Origin of the sequence: Streptomyces sp. NBC_00663 (assembly GCF_036226885.1) — a bacterium.
GTDB lineage: Bacteria > Actinomycetota > Actinomycetes > Streptomycetales > Streptomycetaceae > Streptomyces.
The window spans coordinates 1,381,313-1,402,818 of record NZ_CP109027.1 but is presented as its reverse complement, the minus strand read 5'-3'; the positions used below and the strand labels follow the sequence as shown (position 1 = coordinate 1,402,818).

Sequence of the window (21,506 nt, the reverse complement as noted above, 5' to 3'; positions counted from 1 at the left end):
CCTCAAGGAGTCGATCCACCATGGCGAGCGAAGCGCCGACCGGCCATGTATCCGATCTCGACTGGCTGATGAGCGGCCTCGTGCAGCGCGTCCCGCACACCACCAGCGCGGTCCTCCTGTCCTGCGACGGGCTCGTGAAGTCGGTCCACGGCCTCGACACCGACAGCGCCGACCACATGGCCGCCCTGGCCTCCGGCCTGTACTCGCTCGGCCGCAGCGCCGGCGTCCGCTTCGGTGACGGCGGGGACGTCCGCCAGGTGGTCGTCGAACTCGACGCGACGCTGCTGTTCGTGACCACCGCCGGCTCCGGCACCTGTCTCGCCGTGCTCGCCGGCCGCGAGGCCGACGCGGCCGTCCTCGGCTACGAGATGGCGATGCTGGTCAAGAGCGTCCGCCCCTACCTGGTGACCGCGCCCCGGCAGCACGCCGTCGAATCCCCGGCGTCCCCGGTGATGAGGCCTTGAGCGTGGCGGCGGCCGGCGACGGGCCCTGGCTCGACGACGCGGCCGGACGCCTGGTGCGCCCCTTCACGGTCAGCAACGGCCGTACTCGGCCCACCGTCGCGCTCGACCTGCTGTCACAGGTGATGGCCACCGGAGCCACCCCCCTCGGCTACCTCGGTCCCGAGCACACGCAGGCACTCGACCTGTGCCGCGCGCCTGTCTCGGTCGCCGAGGCCGCCGCGCATCTGAAGCTGCCGGCCGCCGTCACCAAGGTGCTGCTGTCGGACCTCGTCGACTGCGGGGCGCTCACCACCAAGCCCCCCGAGTTCCACCACAACCCGACTGACCGGGCCCTTCTGGAGGCAGTGCTCGATGGACTACGACGACAGCTCTGACCCCTTCCCCACCGCACTCAAGATCCTGGTGGCGGGAGGCTTCGGAGTAGGCAAGACGACCTTCGTGGGCGCGGTCAGCGAGATCGCCCCGCTCAGTACGGAGGAACTGCTCACCACGGTCAGCGCCGCGACCGACAACCTCGACGGCATCGAGAACAAGGTCGAGACGACCGTTGCCATGGACTTCGGCCGCATCACCCTCGATCCGCAACATGTGCTGTACCTGTTCGGCACGCCCGGCCAGGAGCGGTTCTGGTTCATGTGGGACGAGCTCTCCGAGGGTGCGCTCGGCGCGGTCATCCTCGCCGACACCCGCAGGCTGGAGGACTGCTTCGCCGCCGTCGACTTCTTCGAACAGCGTGGCCTCGGCTTCATCGTCGCGATCAACGAGTTCGACGGCTCGTACCGCTACGACCCCGAGGAGGTCCGCGCCGCCATCGACCTCGCCCCGGAGGTCCCCATCGTCCGCTGTGACGCCCGGATCTCCAGTTCGGGCGTGCAGACCCTGCTGACCCTCGTCCGCCATCTCATCGCCCATGCCCCGGCACCCGCGCCGAGCCATGGCGCCCACATGTGATCACCCGCCCTGTCCCCGCCCGCAACTCCCCGGAGCCGCATATGACCTTCGCCCACCGCGACGGAACCCGCCCATGAGCTACGACCCGGTGCGTCCCGCCGGTCGTCTGCTGCTCACCCCCGAGGACAAGGAGGCCCCCGCGCGGGCCCGCCGACTGCACGGGCTGGGGCTGGGGGAGCGCCCGGAGCCCGCGCTCGACGTGTTCGCGGCCCGGCTCGCCGAGGTGACCGGGGCGCCGTACGCCATGGTCAACTTCATCGACGAGAACCGGCAGTTCTTCGCCGGACTGCACCTCCCCGACGTCCGACCGGTGCTCACCGACGCGGACGAGACCAAGCCGCGGCTCGGCCGCCAACTGGCGCGCGACCACGGCTTCTGCCCGCATGTGGTGGTCCGGCGCAAGGCGCTGGTTCTGGAGGACGTGAGCGACTACCCGCGGTTCGCCGGCAATCCCGTCGTCGACGAGTTCGGCATCCGCTCCTATCTGGGCGCACCGCTCGTCGACCGAGGCGGGATGGTTCTCGGCACGGTGTGTGTCGTGGACGTGGAGCCGCGGCAATGGGGCCGGACCGGTCTGGAGACCATCAAGTCGGCCGCGGCGGAACTGGTCGCCCGCGTGGAGCAGATGGAGGCGGACGGCCTGCCTCTCTGAACTTGTGTGCTCCTATGAACACGCGTGCGGCGACGCCGACTTCGCGTCGCCCAACGCCTCCCTCACACCCCGCCCCGCCAGATGTTGTCGAACGCGGCGTTCTCGATCGCCCGCCGCTGCCTGACCGCCTCCAGTTCCATCACCGCGTTTCCGACGGCCGCCAGCACCGTAGTGATCGTGTCGTCGGTGAGGTCCGCCGCGTCCCCGTCCGGTTCGTCCTGGATGCCGGCCGCGGCGGCCAGGGCGGCGAACACCGGCTCGCCCGAGTCCCGGCGCGCCTCGGCACGCCGCCGCTCCGGCGACTCCACCAGCTCGGCGTGCCCGGAGCGCCGCGCGATCCGCAGCCCCCGCGGGAGGCTCGTCAGCCCCTCCTGCTCCAGGGCGGAGTCGTACGCCGAGGACAGCCCGCGGCCCCGACGCCACAGCCAGTCCTCGACCGACTCGTACGGCTCCTGTCGTACGACGGTGGCGGCGGCCTCCGTGAGCAGGCGGTCGACCGGCGCCGACTGCCCGCCGGGCACGACCAGGTCGCCGTCCACCCCGAGCGCGCCCGCCGCCACGAGGTCGAGCAGCTCGGACGCCGCGAGCGCCAGCGACAGCTCGCCCTGTTCCACGGATCTGTCCGGGCTCGCCTCCAGGGCGACGATCGCGAGATCACGTGCGGTGTTCATCAGCGGCTCCAGATCGGTCGCGGGCGTCCTCGGCCATCTCAACGGGCAGGTGGGCGGCGGTGTTCCCCACTCAAGGGCGGCGTGAAGAAGATCTGCGGCGGCGCTTAAGAAAACCTCGATGGACCTGAGGGCGCGTCGTACGGCAGATTGCTACGCGATTCCCTCCCTCTTCCCGGCTGCGGGCCTCTTCGGCGTGCTCGCGTACGGGAACGCACCCACAGGAGCCGTAGCGGTGAAGGCACTGGTCAAGGAGAAGGCGGAGCCCGGGCTGTGGCTCGCGGACGTGCCCGAGCCCGCCGTGGGACCCGGCGACGTACTGATCAAGGTGCTGCGCACCGGCATCTGCGGCACCGATCTGCACATCCGGTCCTGGGACGGCTGGGCGCAGCAGGCGATCCGTACGCCGCTGGTGCTCGGCCACGAGTTCGTCGGCGAGGTCGTGGAGACCGGCCGTGACGTGGCGGACATCGCCGTCGGCGACCGGGTCAGCGGTGAGGGGCACCTCGTCTGCGGCAAGTGCCGCAACTGTCTCGCCGGCCGCCGCCACCTGTGCCGGGCCACGGTCGGCCTGGGGGTCGGACGGGACGGTGCCTTCGCGGAGTACGTCGCCCTGCCCGCCGCCAACGTGTGGGTGCACCGCGTGCCCGTGGACCTCGATGTGGCCGCGATCTTCGACCCGTTCGGCAACGCCGTGCACACCGCGCTGTCCTTCCCGCTGGTCGGCGAGGACGTGCTCATCACCGGTGCCGGGCCGATCGGTCTGATGGCCGCCGCCGTCGCCAGGCACGCGGGCGCGCGCAACGTCGTGATCACCGACGTCAGCGAGGAGCGCCTCGACCTCGCCCGCAAGATCGGCGTCAGCCTCGCCCTGAACGTCGCCGAGTCCTCCATCGCCGAGGGCCAGCGCACGCTCGGGCTGCGCGAGGGCTTCGACATCGGCCTGGAGATGTCCGGCAACGCCACCGCGATGCGCGACATGATCGCCAACATGACCCACGGTGGCCGGATCGCCATGCTCGGCCTGCCCGCCCAGGAGTTCCCGGTCGACTGGGCGCGGATCGTCACCTCGATGATCACCATCAAGGGCATCTACGGCCGTGAGATGTTCGAGACCTGGTACGCGATGTCGGTCCTCCTGGAGGGCGGCCTCGACCTCGCCCCCGTGATCACCGGCCGCTACGGCTACCGCGACCACGAGGCGGCGTTCGCGGACGCCGCCAGTGGCCGCGGCGGCAAGGTCATCCTCGACTGGACCGCGTAAGTCACCTGCATTCCTTAGGAGTTCTCCCATGTTCGACTCCGTGCGCGACGACCTGCGCGCCACCCTCGACGAGATCCGCGCCGCCGGTCTGCACAAGCCCGAGCGCGTCATCGGCACCCCGCAGTCCGCGACCGTCGCCGTCACCGCGGGCGGCCGCCCCGGCGAGGTCCTCAACTTCTGCGCCAACAACTACCTTGGTCTCGCCGACCACCCCGAGGTCGTCGCCGCCGCCCACGAGGCGCTCGACCGCTGGGGCTACGGCATGGCGTCCGTGCGCTTCATCTGCGGTACGCAGGAGGTGCACAAGGAACTGGAGGCCCGCCTGTCGGCGTTCCTCGGCCAGGAGGACACGATCCTCTACTCCTCCTGCTTCGACGCCAACGGCGGTGTCTTCGAGACCCTCCTCGGCCCCGAGGACGCGGTCATCTCCGACGCCCTCAACCACGCGTCGATCATCGACGGCATCCGTCTGTCCAAGGCCCGCCGCTTCCGCTACGCCAACCGCGACATGGCCGACCTGGAACGGCAGTTGAAGGACGCCTCCGACGCGCGCCGTCGCCTGATCGTCACCGACGGAGTGTTCTCCATGGACGGTTATGTAGCGCCCCTGAGCGAGATCTGCGACCTCGCCGACCGGTACGACGCCATGGTCATGGTCGACGACTCGCACGCCGTCGGCTTCGTCGGCCCCGGCGGCCGTGGCACCCCCGAACTGCACGGCGTGATGGACCGCGTCGACATCATCACCGGCACCCTCGGCAAGGCGCTCGGCGGTGCGTCCGGCGGCTATGTGGCCGCCCGCGCGGAGATCGTCGCCCTGCTGCGCCAGCGTTCGCGCCCGTACCTGTTCTCCAACACGCTCGCCCCGGTGATCGCCGCGGCCTCCCTCAAGGTCCTCGACCTGCTGGAGTCGGCGGACGACCTGCGGGTCCGGCTGAACGAGAACACGGCCCTGTTCCGCCGCCGGATGACCGAGGAGGGCTTCGAGATCCTCCCCGGCGACCACGCCATCGCCCCCGTGATGATCGGCGACGCGGCGAAGGCGGGCCGCCTCGCGGAGCTGCTCCTGGAGCGCGGGGTTTACGTGATCGGCTTCTCCTACCCGGTGGTGCCGCAGGGCCAGGCCCGTATCCGCGTCCAGCTGTCGGCGGCGCACTCCACGGAGGACGTGAACCGCGCGGTGGACGCCTTCGTCGCGGCCCGAGCCGAGCTGGAAGCGGAGGCCTCCACGGAGTCGGTGGGCTGAGCCGGAGCACACGGGGGCATTTGAGACAATCGATCTCATGATCGAAGCGCGGCGGCTGCACATCCTCCGGGCGGTGGCCGACCACCGTACGGTGACGGCGGCTGCCGCCGCGCTGTATCTCACCCCCTCGGCGGTGTCCCAGCAGCTCACGGCCCTGGAGCAGGAGACCGGCCACCGACTGGTCGAGCGCGGCGCGAAGGGCGTACGGCTGACCGCGGCCGGCGAGATCCTGCTCAGCCACGCCAACGCCGTCCTCGCCCAGCTGGAGCGCGCGGAGGCCGAGCTGGCCGCGTACGGCTCGGGCGAGGCGGGCACGGTCACCGTCGCCTCCTTCGCCACCGGCATCGCCCTGGTCGTGGCGCCCGCGGTGGCGCGGCTCGCCGTGACCGCCCCCGGCATCCGGATCCGCGTCCAGGACGCCGAGGGCGACGCCAGCCTGCCGATGGTCCTGGACCGGCAGGTCGATGTCGCGGTCGCCGTCGAGTACCGCGGGGCGCCCCCCGCCGACGACCCCCGTCTGACGCATGTCTCCCTGTACGCCGAGCCCTTCGACGCGGTCGTCCCGGTGAGCCACCGGCTGGCCGAGGCCGGCGAGGTACCCCTGGCGGAGCTCGCCAAGGACCCCTGGATCGGCCCCTACCCGGGCAACCCCTGTCACGAGGTCGTCGTCCTGGCCTGCGAGAACGCGGGCTTCCAGCCCAGCCTCGAACACTCCTCGGACGACTTCCGCGCGGTCGTCGCCCTGGCCTCGGCCGGGGCGGGAGTGGCCCTCGTACCGCGCTCGGCGCTGATCGGCATGGACCACACGGGCGTGGTCGTCCGGCCGGTCGACGGCGTCGCGCCCACCCGCCGGGTGTTCGCGGCGGTGCGCCGGGGAGCGGAGGGGCATCCGCTGATCCGTCCGGTGGTGGAGGCGCTCGCGGAGGCGGCTGAGAGCGGGACGTAACCCGGCTGTTTCATATCTGGGATACCGTCCCGAATATGAGACAAGCTGAGGCCGGAGAGGCCGGTCCGGACCCCGTCGACGCCCGCCTGGGCACCCGGCTGACCGAACTGCGTGCCGAACGCGGCTGGTCCCTGGGCGAGTTGGCGGCCCGCACCGGAGTGAGCAAGTCGACCCTGTCCCGGGCCGAGCGCGCGGAGACCAGCCCCACCGCCTCGCTGCTGAACCGCCTGTGCGCGGTCTACGGACGGACCATGTCCCAGCTCCTCAGCGAGGTCGAGACCGAACCCCCGCTCCTCGTACGGGCCGCCGAGCAGCCCGTGTGGCAGGACAGAGCCTCCGGTTTCGTACGCCGCTCCGTGTCACCGCCGCACACCGGGCTGCGCGGCGAACTCGTCGAGGGACGGCTCGCCCCGGGCTCCGACATCGCCTACGACAGGCCGCCCGTACCCGGCCTCGAACAGCACATCTGGGTGCTGGAAGGTGCCCTCGCCATGACCGCGCAGGACGTCGAGCACCACCTCGACGCCGGCGACTGTCTGCGGCTGCGGGTGCGGGGGGCGACCCGGTTCCGGTGCGTGGGGGACGAGCCGGTGCGGTATGTGCTGGCGGTGGTGCTGCCGTGACCGTCATCCGACTCGACGCGGATCAAGTGTGCCGGTATGTCGAGGAGTTGGCCGACCTGATGGTCGACACCGTCGACGGCGGCGCCTCGATCGGCTTCCTCGCCCCCCTCGACCGTGCGGCGGCCGTCGCCTGGTGGAAGGAACGGGCCGGCGGCGTGGCGGCCGGACAGCTCGCCGTCTGGGTCGTCCGCGGCGACGACCGGACGCTCGGGACCGTCACGCTCGCCTTCCCCGACAAGCCCAACAGCCGCCACCGCGCCGAACTGGTCAAGCTGATGGTGCACCGGGACGCACGAGGGCGAGGTCTGGGACGCCGCCTTCTGGCGACCGCCGAACAGGCCGCCGCCGACGCCGGCCTCACCCTGCTCCACCTCGACACCGAGACCGACAGCCCGGCCGAGCGCCTCTACACCTCGGCGGGCTGGACCAGGGTCGGCGTGATCCCCGACTACGCGGCGGACCCGGGCGGGGTGCTCAGGGGGACCACCCTCTACTACAAGAACCTGGGAGCGGCCGGTCATGGCGAGCATCCGGGGACAACCGCTCCCACCAGGTGATTGTCAGTGGCAGCCGCTACGGTGCGTCCCATGCCGGATGCCGAAGACGTACGCCGTATCGCCCTGTCCCTGCCGGAGACGACGGAGAAGATCGCCTGGAGCATGCCCACGTTCCGGGTCGCGGGGAAGATGTTCGCCACCCTGCCCGAGGAGGAGACCTCCCTCGCGGTGCGCTGCCCGACGGAGGAGCGGGACGAACTGGTCCTGGCCGAGCCGGAGAAGTTCTGGATCGCCGACCACGAGGCGCAGTTCGCCTGGGTGCGGGCCCGCCTCGCCGCCCTGGAGGACGAGGACGAACTGCGGGACATCCTGGCCGACTCCTGGCGCCAGGCGGCACCGCCCCGACTCCTCGACAGCTACCCGGAGTTGGGGCGGCCGGTCGGGGAGTGAAATTCCCCGGGGGCTGTCAGTGCCCCGTGGCATGATCCGACGGCGTGGCGGAGGTGGCCGCCGGCGGGGGTGGTGCTCGGGAGACGGGGTGAGGGATGACCGAGGTGTCGTCGAAGGGGCGGAGGGACGCGCATCGCGCACCCGCCGACGACGTCGCCGACCGTCCGCGCAGCGGGACACCGGCGCCCGCTGTCTGGTCCCGCGACTTCGCCCTGTTCTTCGTCGCCCGCGCCGTCGCCGCCCTCGGCCACACCATCCTCCCCGTCGCCCTCGCCACGGGCCTGCTCCAGCACGGGTACGGAGCGGGCGCGGTCGGCCTCGCGATGGCCGCCTCCGCCGCCTCCTTCGCCGGGTTCGTGGTGTTCGGCGGTGTGGTCGCCGACCGCTTCGACACCCGCAAGGTGATGATCGGCGCGGACCTGGTGCGCCTCGCCACCCAGACGCTCGCCGCCGCGCTCTTCTTCTCCGGGCACGTGGTGCTCTGGCAGATCTGCGTCATCGGCTTCGTCAACGGCCTGGCGGGCGCCCTGTTCCAGCCCGGAGTCGCCAGCACCGTCCCCCGGCTCGCCACCGACGTCCAGGGCGCGAACGGCGCGATACGCATCGCCGAGGCGGGCGCCCAGCTCGCCGGACCCGTGTGCGCCGGGCTGCTCGTCGGCTTCGCCTCGGCGGGCGGCGTCTTCGCCGTGGACGCCGCCATGTACGCGGTCAGTGCCCTGTGTCTGGTACTTCTCCGGCTGCCGCCGCGAGCCCCGGACGACGGGCCGACACCGCACCGGGCCGGCACCTTCCGGGCCGATCTGGTCACCGGCTGGCGGGAGTTCAGAGCGCGCAGCTGGCTGTGGGGCGTGATCGCCATCTGGGGTCTCTACATGATCGCCGTCTCGGGCCCGACCGTCCCGCTGGTCGCCACCGAGGTCGTCCAGGACCACGGACCGCGCGCCTACGGCCTGGTGAACTCCGCCCTCGGTGCCGGAACCGTCGTCGGCGGACTCCTCGCCCTGCGGCTGCGCCCCCGCCGGATGCTGCGCGCCGGATCGATCGCCCTGGTCGGCTTCGGCGCCTTCCCGGCGGCCGTCGGCGCGGGCCTCGGCGTGCCCGCCATGATGGCCGGGGCCGCCGTCGCCGGGACCGGCATGGCCTTCTGGAGCGTGATGTGGGCGACCAGCATCCAGACCCAGGTCCCGCCCGACGCCCTCAACCGCATCCACGCCTACGACGTCGCGGGCTCCCTCGCGCTGATGCCGGTCGGCCAGGCGCTCGCGGGCCCGTCCGCCGCTGCCCTCGGCGCCGACCACGTTCTTCTCGTCGCCGGGGTGATGAGCCTGGTCGTCTGCGGCGCCCTGCTCGCGACAGCACCGATACGCAACCTGGTGCGCGCCGATGACGCCGGGGCTCTCGACAAACGGGTGCGCGACCACTGACCCGAGTGCGGTATTGTTTCCCTGCACGTTCGGCCGGGGGAAACCCCAGGTCAGACGGACACCGGGACGTGGCGCAGCTTGGTAGCGCACTTGACTGGGGGTCAAGGGGTCGCAGGTTCAAATCCTGTCGTCCCGACGGTGCGGAGAGGCCTTCACAGGCGACAACCTGTGAGGGCCTTTTCTTGTGCCGTCACTTCGTTCCCAGGTCAGTGACGAGGGCATGGGGGGCGGCGGTACCACGAGCACCCACCTCGGCGGCCACCGCGACAGCCCACCCCTCACTCCCCGCGCTCACGCGAGATCCACCCATGTCCGCCGCTCCGCGGAACGGCTCATCGCGTCCAGCGCCGCCGCGCTCGCCACGGCGTCGTCGAGCGTCGCGCCGTACGGCGTCCCCTCGGCCACCGACCGGAGGAACCCGTACGCCTCGATGACCTTCAGGTCGTCGTAGCCCATGGTGTTGGCCGAGCCCGGCTGGAACGCGCCGAACTCGCCCGCGCCCGGGCCGACGTACACCGTGCTGACGGGCTGGTCCTGGTAGGCCGTGCCGCGGCTGACGCCCAGCTCGCCCATGCGCCGGTAGTCCCAGAAGACCGCGCCCGTCGTGCCGTGGATCTCGAAGCCGTAGTTGTTCTGCTCGCCGACCGAGACCCGGCAGGCCTCCAGGACGCCCCGGGCGCCGGACGAGAAACGCAGGAGACAGTTGACGTAGTCGTCGTTCTCCACCGGGCCCAGTTCGCCGCCCGTCGCGCGGGTGTGGCCCGCGGTGGCACCGGTGGGGCGGGCGCGCTCGGGAACGAAGATCGCGGTGTCGGCGGTCAGCGACTCGATGTCGCCGAGGAGATGGCGGGCGAGGTCGACGCCGTGCGAGGCGAGGTCGCCCAGGACGCCGCTGCCGCCGCGCTCCAGCTCGTACCGCCAGGTCAGGGCGCCCTCGGGATGGGCGGCGTAGTCGCTGAAGAGGCGGATGCGGACATGGGTGACGGTGCCGATCTCGCCGGCGGCGATCAGTTCCCGGGCGGCCTGGACGGCGGGGGCGTTGCGGTAGTTGAAGCCGACCGTGCCCTGCACACCGGCCTTGGTGACCGCGTCGGCGACCGCGCCCGCGTCCTGGGCGGTCAGACCGACCGGCTTCTCGATCCAGATGTGCTTGCCCGCCTCGGCCATCGCGACGCCGATCTCACGGTGCAGGAAGTTCGGGGCGGTGATGCTCACGGCCCGCACGCGCGGATCGGCGGCCACCTCGCGCCAGTCCCGGGTCGCGGACCCGAAGCCGTACTGCTCAGCCGCCTGCTCGGCCCGGCCGGGCACCTCGTCGGCGACCGTCACCAGTTCCGGCCGCAGTGGCAGCTGCGGGAAGTGGTGCGGCAGCCGGGCGTAGGCCTGGGTGTGCACCCGCCCCATCCAGCCGAAACCCACCACGGCGATGCCGAGCCTGTCCACGATGACCGCCCTTCGTCGGACCCTGCCTTTGGACCGTTCCAAAGCCTTGATGGCCTACGATGAGACGGACAACAGCAGGTGTCAAGGTCTTGCAGGGCGAGGAACATGTATGGAACGGTCCATGGGATGAGGACCCCGACCATCCGTGACGTCGCCGAGCGCGCCGGTGTGTCCAAGTCGCTGGTGTCGCTGGTGCTGCGGGGCTCCAAGGGCGTACGTCCGGAGAAGCGCGCGGCCGTACTCGCCGCCGTCGAGGAACTCGGCTACCGGCCCAACGCCGCCGCCCGCAGCCTCAGCGAACGCCGCACCCGGACGGTCGGCGTACTCCTGAACGACCTGCGCAACCCCTGGTTCGTGGAGCTCCTCGACGGACTCAACTCCCGGCTCTACGACAGCGGCCTGCACATGCTGCTCGCCGACGGGCACCTCAACCGCCGCCTCGGCGAGGACCTCACCCGCACCTTCACCGAACTGCGCGTCGACGGCCTGATCGCGGTCGGCACCCTCCAGGACCCCGAGGCCCTGCGCACCGCCGCCGGACAGGTCCCGACCGTCGTCGCGGGCGCCCGGGAACCGGAGCTGCCGGGCGTGGACGTCGTCGCCAACGACGACGAACAGGGCGCCCGACTGGCCACCGAGCATCTCATCGGGCTCGGTCACCGGCACATCGCGCACATCGCCGCCCAGGGGGCCGTGGGTGAGCTGCGCCGGCGCAGCTTCGAGGCGGTGATGCGGGAGCACGGGCTGGCCGGGACGGCGGTCACGGAACAGGGCGACCTGACCGAGGAGGGCGGCTACCGGGCCGCCGTACGACTGCTCAGCCGCCCGCGGCGGCCCACCGCGATCTTCACCGCCAACGACATGACCTGTGTCGGGGCGCTGTCCGCGGCCGAGGAGAGCGGGCTGCGGGTACCGCGGGACCTGTCGCTCGTCGGCTACGACAACACCTACCTGTCCCGGCTGCGCCACCTGTGGCTGACCACGGTGGACAACGCCGGCCGCGACGTGGGCCGGCGCGCGGCCCAGCGGCTCCTGGACCGGATCGAGGACCCGGACCGGCCGCGCGAGGTCGAACTCGCCACGCCCGTCCTGGAGGTGCGCGGCAGCACGGCGCCGCCCCCACCGTAGCCGGTCAGCCGCCGCCGTCGAGCTCCGTGCACTGGCGGACCACGCGCAGCTCATGGCCGTCGAGCTCCATCTCGTACAGCTTGCCCCGGGCGTTCTCGAACGGCCGGTGCAGGATCATCGTCAACCGGCCCTCGAAGGTGCGGAACAGCATGCCGTGCCCGCTGTCGTCGCGGACCAACGGGCGCTGCTGACGCCAAGGGCCCACGAGGTCGCCGGATTCGGAGACGGCGTACGTCTGGACGTAGCCGCCGCTGATGTTGCCGTCCGGGCCGACGGTGTTCTTCTCGTAGGTCGACCACAGCATGAGCAGCGAGCCGTCCGGGGCGGGGTACAGCTGGGGGCCGTCGGTGATGTACGGCGGGAGCTGGGCCGGGACGCCGGCCGGGATCTGCTCGCCCAGCCAGGGCGCGTCGGACGCCTTGAAGAGGAACACCGGGTCGCCGACAGTCCGCGTCAGGTCCGGGGCCAGCCGGATCGCCTCCATGGTGCCGTCGATGGTCTGCAACCACTCGTGCGCGTAGACCATCCAGGGCTGCCCCTCCCGGTCGACGTGGAGCGTTCCGTCGAGGGTCATCAACTGCGGGGGAGGGGTGGGGCGTTCGGGGTCGACGACGGTGAACGGGCCCAGCAGGGAGTCGGACACGGCGGTGACGGTGCCGCGCAGATGGTTCCTGAGCTGGAAGGGGGTGCCCCATTGGTTGGACGGTGGAACGGGCAGGGGCCGGCCTACGTCGTGCAGGGTGGTGAACAGGTAGTACCTGCCCGCCCACTTGTGCACCTCCGGTGCCCAACCGCCGTCCGTGGCCCAGATGTTCTCCTGGTCGGCGGTCAGGAAGACCGGCACCGGACGGGTCCAGTCCCGCAGGTCGCGGCTGCGGTAGACCATCGTGCCGGTGCCCTCCACACGCGACACGGACGGGTCGTTGGAGGTGTAGAGGTAGTAGGTGCGGGTCTCTTCGTCGGCGACGACGAACGGATCGTGCAGCGGCATGTCGGGCAGCCGCATCAGTGCTTTCTCCACCACGCCCCGAACGATACGGCGGTGTGGTGTGACCTGTGAGGTCAGGGCCGTCGGGCGGCCAGGACCTCATGAGCGAGCGTGACCAGGTCCGGGATGGCCGGGTGCCCGACCCCCTCGCGCCAGGCGAGGACGAGCGGGACGGGCGGGGCGTCCGTGAGGGGGCGGTAGACCAACGACGGGTGGGCGTGGTTGCTCGGGGTGGCCGTCGTGGAGATACCCACGGCGCGCCCCGCCGCGATGGCCATGAGCCACTCGTCGGTGTTGGTCACCTCGATGGTCGCGGAGGGGCGGGCGGTCGGCGGCCACAGGTCCATCGTCGTCGTACCGGCCACGACATTGACGGCGATCGGACGGTCGACCAGGTCGGCCAGGGTGACCCGGGGGAGGTCCGTCAGCGGGCTGTCGGCCGGGAGGACGACGACCCGTTCCTCCCAGGTCAGCAGCTCGGTGCGGAGCCCGGGCGAGGTGACCGCACCGCGCAGCAGGGCCGCGTCGACCCTGCCCTGCGTGAGGCCCGCCGTGCGGTCGTCGACGCGGAGCAGTTCGAGCCGGGTGTCGGGGTGTGTCTCGTCCCAGCGGCGGAGCAGCGCGACGGTGTGGTCGCCGAGCGCCGCCCAGGGGTGCCCGAGACGGAGCGGCCAGCTCCGCAGCCCGCCCGGGTCGAGGGCGGTGTCGACGGCGGACAGTGCGGCGGCGGCCTTGTCGCGGAAGACCCGGCCCTGCGTGGTCAGCTCCAGATGATGGGTGGACCGGTCGACGAGACGGGCGCCCAGATGGTCCTCCAGCCGGCGCAGCGTGCGCGACAACGCGGGCTGACTCACATGGAGCAGGGAGGCGGCACGGGTGATGTTGCCCTCCTCGGCGATGACGAGGAAGGCCCGCAGGTGGCGCAGTTCCACGGTCATGCTTCCAGAGCATAACCGCAGGGAAATCGGCATTTCACGGGGAGCGGCCGGCTGCCTAGCGTGAACGCCATGACCTCTACGGTGACCAGCTCGCCCACGCTCGTACGGCACCCGGCGGGGCGCGGAAGTCTCGGCGGCGTCGGCCTCGTGCTCTCCGGCGCGGTGTCCGTGCAGTTCGGATCGGCCTGCGCCGCGCTGCTGTTCCCGCGCGCCGGGGCGCTCGGCACGGTCGGTCTGCGGATCGCCTTCGCCGCGCTGCTGCTCCTCGCCGTCACCCGGCCCCGGCTGCGCGGCCACGCCCGCACCGACTGGGCCGTCGTCACCGGCTTCGGCCTGGCCCTCGGCGGCATGAACCTGCTCTTCTACCAGGCCATCGCCCGCATCCCGCTGGGCGCGGCCGTCACCCTGGAGGTCCTCGGCCCGCTCCTGCTGTCGGTGCTGGTCTTGCGGCGCGCGGCGAGCTTCCTCTGGGCCGCGCTCGCGCTCGCCGGGGTCTGTCTGCTGAGCGGCGGCGACCTGGGGAGCCTCGACGCCGGCGGAGTGGCCTTCGCGCTGGGCGCCGGGGCGATGTGGGCGGCGTACATCCTGCTCAACGCCCGTGCGGGCGCCCGCTTTCCGCGTCTGGACGGTCTTGCGATCGCGATGTGCGTCGCCGCGCTCGTCAGCCTGCCGCTCGGGGTCGCCGCGTCGGGAGCGGCACTGCTGGAGCCGGGCGTGCTGGGCCTCGGCCTCGCCATCGCGGTGCTGAGCTCCGGAGTGCCGTACACCCTCGAACTGCTCGCCCTGCGCCGACTGTCCGCGGCGACCTTCGCGGTCTTGATGAGCCTGGCGCCGGCGCTCGCGGCGACGGCGGGCTGGCTGGTGCTGGGCCAGGGGTTGTCGCTGCCGCAGTGCGGGGCGATCGGGTTGGTGGTGGTCGCGAGTGTGGGGGCGGTGCGGGCGGGGGGTTGATGGGGGGCGCTGCGGGAGGTCGCTGGGGAGCCCCGCGGGAGGCTGCTGAGGGGGAGCCCCGCGGGTCGCTGGGGGAGGGCTGTGGGAGGCCGCTGAGGGAGCCCCTGCGGGGGGGGGCTCCCTCTCTTTCGGGCTGGTGGAGGTTACTGCTGGGCCGCCCTGCGTCGCCGTACGACGATGACGGCGCCCGCGCCCACGGCGACCGCCGCTGCCGCCGCGCCCGCGAGGGGCAGCGTCGCGCCGGAACCGGTGCTGGCCAGGTCGCCGTCGGCGGTCGTGACGGACCCGGAGGCGCCGGAGGCCGAGGAGCCGCCGGACGTGGTCGAGCCGCCGCTGGAGCCGGAGCCGGAGCCGCCGGTGGAGGTCCCGGAGTCGCCGCCCGTGGACGACGTGGAGCCGCCGTCACCGGAGCCGCTCGACGACCCGCCGCCGTTGCCGGACGAGCCGCCGGTGACGTCGAGCGGGATCTGGGCGGTGTCGTTCTCGGGGTTCTTGTCGTACGGCCGGGCCTGTCCCGTCAGCTTGAGGGTGGCCTTGGCGCCCGTGACCGCCTTGTCGATCCGCAGCTTGAAGGAACGGGTCTCCACAGAGCCCTCGTTGAGCCAGCGCTGGGCGGTGCCGCACTCGTAGACCCCGGTGGCGACCTTGGTGCAGGGGTTCTTGGTGACGGTCGTACCCGCCGGGATCGTGACGCGGACCTTGGTGACCGAGGTGTCCAGCTTGCCGAGGACCCAGCCGGGGCCGGCGTTGGTGAGCTTCACGTCCAGCGGCACGGTGTCGCCGACCTCGCCGCTGAGGTCCGAGCCGGACACCTGGAGGTCGGCGGTATTCACCGCGTTCACGGAGATGTTGGCGTCGTCCCAGCCCTCGTGTTCGCCGCTGCCCGGGGCGGCCGGGGTCGCGTCGGGCCGCTCGACGAGCTTCACGGCGGGACCGGTACCGGGCACCGGCTGCCCGCCGCTGTCGCCGGGGAGCGAGCCGTCGGTGTCGACCACGACGCGGAGTTCGTCGTGCAGCGCGTGGCCGAGCACGTTCAGCGTCAGGGCCTTCTCGGGGGCGTAGACGACACCGGGCTCGACGGTCTGGTCGAACGCGCAGATCGCGTAGGACTCGTCGGGTATCTCGTCGTAGGAACCGACGTCGTAGAGGCCGCAGTTGGAGGGCAGTTCGGTGTGGCTCAGGCCGTGGGTGACGGAGTACTGCACGTAGACCTTGTCGAGCGCCTCGGTACCGGTGTTGGTGAAGCTGACCGGGACGTCGTAGGTGCTGCCCGGCTTCAGACCGTCGACCGTGGACGCCATCTCGCCCAGCACCAGTTGGGGCTCGGGCGTGGAGTCGGCGGCGACTGCGGGCGAGGCACCCAGGGCCATCAGTGCGACGGCGCCGAGGGCGCCGGTGGCCTGTCGGAGCGTACGGGTGCCGGGTGCGGCGTGGCGCATGAAAGGTCCTTCGGGGCGGTGGGGGGACAGTGACGGACGGATGAACCTCGGGGAACGCGTTCCCGAAGATCAGACGTCCGCGGGCGCCGAACGGTTGTACGGCGCTCCTGGCCCGCCTTTCACACCCGCCGACGCAACCGGCTTGCCCCTGGGACGACCGGAGTTCACGTCTCCGTTCACGCGTCTCCGGTGAAACGGTCGAGCAGTGCGTCCAGCCCCGCCACCAGCCCCTCCGGGCCCCCCGGTTCGGCGAGGGCGGGGGCGGTCGCGCGCAGCCGGGGCAGTTCTTGGGGCGGCATGTGGTGCAGGCCGAGCCGGAAGGCGGGGTCGGGCTCCTCGGGGTTGTCGACCATGGCCTGGAGCTCGACGGAGACATAGCCCAGCACCCAGGCGGTGAAGGCGCGGAACACGGTGGCGGAACGGTCCGCGTCCAGCCCGGCCTCCTCCAGCAGGGCGATGACGCGCTCGTGGTGCCGCAGGGTCGCGAGCGGTCGACGGGCGAGGGGGACGGCGAGCATGCGGGTGGAGAGGAGGGGCACGACCTGCGGGTGGGCGAGGCAGACGTCGTACGTCGCCCGCGCGATCCGCCCCAGCTCGGCCCGCCAGTCGTCCACGGCGGCGGTGTCGGCGGCCAGCCGTTCCTCCAGCTCCAGGTGGAGCGCCTCGACCAGGCCGTCGAGGAGGGCGTCCTTGCCTGCCGCGTACCGGTAGAGGGCCATCGCCTCGACGCCGAGCTCCGCGCCGAGGCGGCGCATGCTCAGCGCGGAGAGGCCGTCGCGGTCGACCAGCTCCAGGGCGCTGGCGAGGACGCGCTCGCGGCTGAGGCGGCCGTAACGGCCGCGGTCGCTGGCGCGGCGCGCCTGCGTGAGGGCGTCGGCATTCCTCCGGGTCCTTGCCTGATTTCCGGCCATGGCTCTCCTCGGCTTGTCGATTGCGTCCCCTCTGTTGACTCTAGGCCCCTCTGAGGGCAGGGTGTACGTATACAGCGTAAATATACGACATTTCAGCAATGGTCGCCGTCATCCCCACGAGGCGTCAGAACCGGGGAGCGAGAAATGACAGTCCACCGGTTGCGGCATCGGCAGGAGCGGGCCGAATACGCTCAGCCATCTCTCAACGGCGTGGCCCAGGCCGGTGTTGGTCCGGCACACCAGCCGGAGGAACAGCGCGCTGTACCCTTCGCCGCACCCCGGATCACCCTCGAGGCGCGTCGGGCCGCCCAGCGGGTCCTGGCGTCCGGCTGGGTGACGATGGGGCCGGAGACTGAGCTGTTCGAGCGCGAGTTCGCCGACTATGTCGGCGCCGCCCACGCCGTCGCGGTGAGCTCGTGCACCGCGGCGCTGGAACTGACGTTGCGCGCGCTGCGGCTGCCACCCGGTGCCGGCGTCCTGGTGCCCGCGATCACCTTCTGCGGCGCGGCCCAGGCGGTGATGCACGCCGGGCTGCGTCCCGTGCTCGTCGACGTCGATCCACGTACCGCCATGCCGACGCCGGCCACCGTCGCCCGCGCGGCCCGGGCTTGCGGGTGCCCGCACGCGATGATGGTCCTGCACTACGCGGGGGCCCCCGCACCCGTCGCCGAGCTCGCCGAGGCCGCACGGCTGCCCCTGACCCACGTGATCGAGGACGCCGCGCACGCTCTGGGAGCCACGGTGGGTGACCGCCCGGTCGGCTCGCTGTCGCGGGCTGCCTGCTTCAGCTTCTACGCCACCAAGAACCTGCCCATCGGCGAGGGCGGCATGGTCACCACCGACGATCCCGCCCTGGCCGAGTGGATCCGGCGGGCTCGGCTGCACGGCATGTCCACCGACGCGTGGCGGCGCCATCTGCCGGGTGGCAGCTGGCAGTACACCGTGGAGGAAGCCGGCCTCAAGGCCAACATGACCGACGTCCAGGCCGCCATCGGGCGCGCCCAGCTGCATCACCTCGAGGCCTGGCAGGAGCGCCGCCACGAGGCGGCCGACCGGTACGACGCCGCGCTGCGGGCCGTACCCGGCATCGAGCCACTGCGGACCGCTGGCCCGGGGCGGCACGCCCGGCACCTCTACGTGGTGCGCGTGCTGGAGGAGTACGGCATGACCCGTGACGAACTCGCCGTGCGGCTCTCGGACGGCGGTATCGGAACATCCGTGCACTTTGTCCCGCTGCATCACCTGTCGTACTTCCACGCCACGGCACTCGTGCCGCACGGCGGGCTCCCCGGCGCCGACGAACTCTTCCCGCAGCTGCTCTCGCTTCCCCTGCATCCCGACCTCGGGGAACGGGCCGTGGATCGCGTCTGCTCCGAGCTGGCCGGGCTCGGCGACGACCGACGGACCAGGGCTCCGCGACCGGCCGCCCTGCGTACCTTGGTGATCGGTGCGGGGGAGGCCGGGCGGGCGCTGGCCCGGGACCTGGGGCGAGCCCCGGAGTTCGGGCTGGAACCCGTCGGCTTCCTCGACGACGACCCCGTCAAACGGCTCGGCGGCGCCGCGGCCGAGCTACCTGTACTGGGCGAGCTGGACGCCACCCGCACCACGGTCCTCGACCAGGGGATCGAAGCGGTCGTCGTGGCCATCCCCGGACTCGCCGCGGACCGCTTCCGCCGGGTGGCACACGCCGCCGAGGCCGCCGGGGCGAGTGTGCGCTACCTGCCGTCGTTCATTGCCGCGCTCCGTCGTGACGTGGTCGGCAGCGACATGCGGGAACTGGATGTGAGCGAGTTGATCGGCCGCGCCGAGATACATGTGGTCAGCCCCGACGCGCGGGCCGTCGTAGCCGGGCGCCGCGTGCTCGTCACCGGCGCCGGGGGCTCCATCGGCAGCGAACTCTGCCACCAGGTGCGTGCCTTCGGCCCCAGTCGGCTCTTCCTGCTCGACCACGACGAGTCCAATCTGCACCGCCTCCAACTCGAGCTCTACGGCGACGCCCTGCGCAGCGACGACATCGTCATCTCGGACATCCGCGATCGGCCCCGCGTCGACCAGGTGTTCCGCGAGTTCCGCCCAGAAGTGGTCTTCCATGCCGCCGCCCACAAGCACCTGCCCCTGCTGGAACTGCATCCGTGCGAGGGCGTGAAGTCCAATGTGCGCGGCACCGAGAACCTGCTACGCGCCGCGGCTGCCGCCGGGACGGAGCGCTTCGTGCTGATCTCCACGGACAAGGCCGCAGACCCGGTGTCGGTCCTCGGCGCCACCAAGCGCCTGGCCGAACTCCTGGTCCGGCGTGCCCAGGACGCCGCTCCGCCGGGGAGCGTCTTCACCGCCGTCCGCTTCGGCAACGTCCTCGGCAGCCGTGGCTCGCTGCTGTCGGTCCTCGCTCAGCAGATCGGCGCCGGGTCCCCGGTGACCGTCACCCACCCCGATGTGACCCGGTTCTTCATGACCGTCGAAGAGGCCGTCGGCCTGGTCCTGGAGGCGGCTCGGATGGCCGAGGGCGGGGAGGTGTTCGTCCTTGACATGAGCAGCCCGGTGCGGATCGTCGACCTCGTCCGCAAGTTCGCCCGCTCCGTCCACGTTCCGGACGTCGACATCCGTTTCACCGGTCTCAGGCCCGGCGAAAAGCTCAACGAGACCCTCTTCTCGACAGACGAACAGCACGCACGCACGGCCCATCCGCGGATCCTCGCCGCGCTGCCCACAGCCGGTGAAAGCCCCTTGCCCGAGCGGCTCCCCGACCTCTATGCCGCGGCCGAGCGCAACGACGCCGCCGAGGTGCGCCGCGTCCTCGCCGGACTCCTCCAGGGGTTCCCCGCGGACGAACCCGCCCAGCTGGCGCACGCGGCCCTGGCGGACCCCTACCCGGACGACTTCTGATGGGCGCGCGTGCACCGAGGCGGCCCGCATGGCCGACGTGGCAGCCCAGACACCGCCTTCGTCGACGCCGCCACGTCCTGCGCGCCCTGCTGCTGTCCGGCCTGGCGGCCGTCCTCGCCCTCGTCGCCCTCGGCGCGGGCGCCGTCTGGTGGGGTACCAGCCACTACGGCGACCAGGTCACCCGCATCCCCGACGCGTTCCCCACCGGACCGCGGCCGCCCAGACCCGCTGCCCATGACGGCGGCACGACCTTTCTGCTGGCCGGCGTCGACAGCCGTTCCAGCAAGCCCACCACCGGCAGTGACGCCACGACCCGTCTGTGGAGGTACGGCGCACAGCGCAGTGACACCCTGATGCTCGTGCACCTGAGTGTCGGCGACCACCGTGCCGACGTCATGTCCATCCCGAGGGACAGCTGGGTGGGCATCCCGGGCCACGGGACCGCGAAGATCAACGCCGCGTTCTCGTGGGGTGGTCCGCCTCTCATGATCGAGACGGTGGAACGGCTCACCGGGACCCGGGTCGATCACTTCGGCGTCATCGACTGGCACGGTTTCAAGGCCCTCACCGACGCCGTCGGAGGCGTCCCCATCACCGTCCCCCAGGACTCCTACGATCCGGTGCTGGAGCAGCACTTCAGCGCCGGCACTCACGTCATGGACGGCGAGGAGGCGCTGGCCTACGTCCGGCAGCGCCACGGTGTGCCCGGCGGTGAGCTGGACCGCATCAAGCACCAACAGCAGTTTCTGCGCAGTCTGGTCACCGAGATCCGCGCCGAGGTCAGCCTCACCGATCCGCTGGGCACCGCGCGGATGCTCGACGCCGTGACGCGCACCGTGAGCGTCGACGACCACATGTCCAACAGCGACCTGCGTGACCTGGTCCTGGGCCTACGGCATCAGGACGCCTCGGACGCCTCCTTCAGCACGGCCCCGATCGTCCGCTCGCGGATCATCCGGGGTCAGTACGCCCTGATCCTGGACGAGGACGAACTGCGGCAGCGGTGGCAGGCGGTCGAGACGGGTGAAGCCAGCTGACGGACACCGCGGACGCCACCAGCCGCACGTCGACGGCGAGCCGCCGGTCGTGGAGGTAGTCCAGATCCAGCGCCAGCTTCGGGTGCAACTGCAGTTCCACATACCGCTCCTCGGCGCGGTCCGGATCAGCCAGCTCGCTGCCCCGGTCGACCACGTACAGCGCGCCGGGACCGATGATTCCGGGCCGCACGTCCAGCAGCCGCAGTTCGCGCCGTGTGTAGTACGGAAGGAAGCGTTCGACTTCGGGGCGCGGCCCGACGAGGGTCATGTCGCCCCGCAGAAGGTTGACCAGTTGCGGGAGTTCGTCGAGCCGGGTGTGCCGCAGCCAGCGGCCGACCCGCGTGACCCGGGGGTCGCCGGACCCGCTGACCGCGGGCCCTGCCCGGTCGGAGCCGACCGTCATCGAACGGAACTTGAGGATGGAGAACGGCCGCATGCCACGGCCCGCCCGCCACTGCCGGTACACGGCCGGACCCCGGCTGGTGCACCGCACCAGGACGGCGAGCAGTACCAAGGGCACCAACAACACGGTGAGAAGCACCAGCGCGACGGCGATGTCCGCCGAGCGACGCAGTCCGCTGTCCTGCCGCAGGGCCGCCATGG

At 71.9% G+C, this 21,506-nt stretch carries 22 protein-coding genes and 1 tRNA gene; 16 read left to right on the top strand and 7 right to left on the bottom strand.

The window, feature by feature from the left end:
• Nucleotides 1-20: 20 nt before the first annotated feature.
• From OG866_RS06425 to OG866_RS06410, 4 genes are all read left to right on the top strand, one after another.
• Nucleotides 21-464 carry a roadblock/LC7 domain-containing protein gene (locus OG866_RS06425; protein ID WP_329332457.1) on the top strand — a complete coding sequence of 148 codons (444 nt, stop codon included), beginning with the start codon at nt 21-23 and terminating at the stop codon, nt 462-464.
• Nucleotides 465-466: 2 nt separating this feature from the next.
• Nucleotides 467-838, top strand: coding sequence for a DUF742 domain-containing protein (locus OG866_RS06420; RefSeq protein WP_329332456.1), 372 nt, complete (start codon nt 467-469; stop codon nt 836-838).
• Nucleotides 816-1,415, top strand: coding sequence for a GTP-binding protein (locus OG866_RS06415; protein ID WP_329332455.1), 600 nt, complete (start codon nt 816-818; stop codon nt 1,413-1,415). Before OG866_RS06420 ends, OG866_RS06415 begins: the two co-directional genes overlap by 23 nt.
• A gap of 73 nt (nt 1,416-1,488) precedes the next feature.
• Nucleotides 1,489-2,067 (top strand): GAF domain-containing protein, encoded by a 579-nt coding sequence (locus OG866_RS06410; protein WP_329332454.1) that lies wholly within the window; start codon nt 1,489-1,491, stop codon nt 2,065-2,067.
• 62 nt (nt 2,068-2,129) lie between these two features.
• On the opposite strand, the gene OG866_RS06405 is transcribed toward OG866_RS06410, so the two are convergent.
• On the bottom strand, nt 2,130-2,738 hold the full coding sequence (locus tag OG866_RS06405) for a GPP34 family phosphoprotein (RefSeq protein ID WP_329332453.1): 609 nt from the start codon (nt 2,736-2,738) through the stop codon (nt 2,130-2,132).
• Nucleotides 2,739-2,970: 232 nt separating this feature from the next.
• Here OG866_RS06405 and tdh point away from each other — a divergent pair, with 232 nt between their 5' ends.
• The 8 genes from tdh to OG866_RS06365 all read left to right on the top strand — a co-directional run bounded on the left by tdh (nt 2,971) and on the right by OG866_RS06365 (nt 9,321).
• A complete protein-coding gene (tdh, locus tag OG866_RS06400; protein ID WP_329332452.1) occupies nt 2,971-3,999 on the top strand; it encodes an L-threonine 3-dehydrogenase in 1,029 nt (342 codons plus the stop codon).
• Between the two features lie 28 nt (nt 4,000-4,027).
• On the top strand, nt 4,028-5,245 hold the full coding sequence (locus OG866_RS06395) for a glycine C-acetyltransferase (protein ID WP_329332451.1): 1,218 nt from the start codon (nt 4,028-4,030) through the stop codon (nt 5,243-5,245).
• A 37-nt stretch (nt 5,246-5,282) separates the two neighbouring features.
• Nucleotides 5,283-6,191 (top strand): LysR family transcriptional regulator, encoded by a 909-nt coding sequence (locus OG866_RS06390; RefSeq protein ID WP_329332450.1) that lies wholly within the window; start codon nt 5,283-5,285, stop codon nt 6,189-6,191.
• Between the two features lie 35 nt (nt 6,192-6,226).
• Entirely contained in the window at nt 6,227-6,814 is a 588-nt protein-coding gene (locus OG866_RS06385) for a helix-turn-helix domain-containing protein (protein ID WP_329332449.1), read from the top strand.
• Nucleotides 6,811-7,371 (top strand): GNAT family N-acetyltransferase, encoded by a 561-nt coding sequence (locus OG866_RS06380; RefSeq protein WP_329332448.1) that lies wholly within the window; start codon nt 6,811-6,813, stop codon nt 7,369-7,371. Before OG866_RS06385 ends, OG866_RS06380 begins: the two co-directional genes overlap by 4 nt.
• Nucleotides 7,372-7,401: 30 nt before the next feature.
• Nucleotides 7,402-7,761: an MmcQ/YjbR family DNA-binding protein gene (locus OG866_RS06375; RefSeq protein WP_329332447.1), complete on the top strand. Its 360-nt coding sequence runs from the start codon at nt 7,402-7,404 to the stop codon at nt 7,759-7,761.
• Nucleotides 7,762-7,856: 95 nt separating this feature from the next.
• On the top strand, nt 7,857-9,185 hold the full coding sequence (locus OG866_RS06370; RefSeq protein ID WP_329332446.1) for an MFS transporter: 1,329 nt from the start codon (nt 7,857-7,859) through the stop codon (nt 9,183-9,185).
• A gap of 62 nt (nt 9,186-9,247) precedes the next feature.
• Nucleotides 9,248-9,321, top strand: a tRNA-Pro gene (locus tag OG866_RS06365).
• 155 nt (nt 9,322-9,476) lie between these two features.
• Here OG866_RS06365 and OG866_RS06360 read toward each other — a convergent pair.
• On the bottom strand, nt 9,477-10,631 hold the full coding sequence (locus OG866_RS06360) for a Gfo/Idh/MocA family protein (protein ID WP_329343951.1): 1,155 nt from the start codon (nt 10,629-10,631) through the stop codon (nt 9,477-9,479).
• A gap of 123 nt (nt 10,632-10,754) precedes the next feature.
• Here OG866_RS06360 and OG866_RS06355 point away from each other — a divergent pair, with 123 nt between their 5' ends.
• Nucleotides 10,755-11,756: a LacI family DNA-binding transcriptional regulator gene (locus OG866_RS06355; RefSeq protein WP_329332445.1), complete on the top strand. Its 1,002-nt coding sequence runs from the start codon at nt 10,755-10,757 to the stop codon at nt 11,754-11,756.
• Nucleotides 11,757-11,760: 4 nt separating this feature from the next.
• Here the strand turns inward: OG866_RS06355 and OG866_RS06350 are convergent, their stop codons facing one another.
• Nucleotides 11,761-12,762: a glycoside hydrolase family 43 protein gene (locus OG866_RS06350; protein WP_329343949.1), complete on the bottom strand. Its 1,002-nt coding sequence runs from the start codon at nt 12,760-12,762 to the stop codon at nt 11,761-11,763.
• 56 nt (nt 12,763-12,818) lie between these two features.
• The gene (locus tag OG866_RS06345) at nt 12,819-13,682 is read right to left on the bottom strand and encodes a LysR family transcriptional regulator (protein WP_329332444.1); all 864 of its coding nucleotides are present in this window, start codon (nt 13,680-13,682) and stop codon (nt 12,819-12,821) included.
• Nucleotides 13,683-13,751: 69 nt separating this feature from the next.
• Between OG866_RS06345 and OG866_RS06340 the strand changes: the two genes are divergently transcribed.
• Entirely contained in the window at nt 13,752-14,633 is an 882-nt protein-coding gene (locus OG866_RS06340) for an EamA family transporter (RefSeq protein WP_329332443.1), read from the top strand.
• 143 nt (nt 14,634-14,776) lie between these two features.
• Here OG866_RS06340 and OG866_RS06335 read toward each other — a convergent pair whose 3' ends face one another.
• Both OG866_RS06335 and OG866_RS06330 read right to left on the bottom strand, forming a co-directional pair.
• Nucleotides 14,777-16,072, bottom strand: coding sequence for a hypothetical protein (locus OG866_RS06335; protein ID WP_329332442.1), 1,296 nt, complete (start codon nt 16,070-16,072; stop codon nt 14,777-14,779).
• A 176-nt stretch (nt 16,073-16,248) separates the two neighbouring features.
• Entirely contained in the window at nt 16,249-16,983 is a 735-nt protein-coding gene (locus OG866_RS06330; protein WP_329332441.1) for a TetR/AcrR family transcriptional regulator, read from the bottom strand.
• A gap of 144 nt (nt 16,984-17,127) precedes the next feature.
• Here OG866_RS06330 and OG866_RS06325 point away from each other — a divergent pair, with 144 nt between their 5' ends.
• Together OG866_RS06325 and OG866_RS06320 are read left to right on the top strand one after the other, a co-directional pair.
• Nucleotides 17,128-19,866: a DegT/DnrJ/EryC1/StrS family aminotransferase gene (locus tag OG866_RS06325; RefSeq protein ID WP_329332440.1), complete on the top strand. Its 2,739-nt coding sequence runs from the start codon at nt 17,128-17,130 to the stop codon at nt 19,864-19,866.
• A complete protein-coding gene (locus tag OG866_RS06320) occupies nt 19,866-20,903 on the top strand; it encodes an LCP family protein (protein WP_329332439.1) in 1,038 nt (345 codons plus the stop codon). Before OG866_RS06325 ends, OG866_RS06320 begins: the two co-directional genes overlap by 1 nt.
• On the opposite strand, the gene OG866_RS06315 is transcribed toward OG866_RS06320, so the two are convergent.
• Nucleotides 20,818-21,504: a sugar transferase gene (locus tag OG866_RS06315; protein WP_329332438.1), complete on the bottom strand. Its 687-nt coding sequence runs from the start codon at nt 21,502-21,504 to the stop codon at nt 20,818-20,820. The genes OG866_RS06320 and OG866_RS06315 overlap by 86 nt on opposite strands.
• Nucleotides 21,505-21,506: the final 2 nt, after the last annotated feature.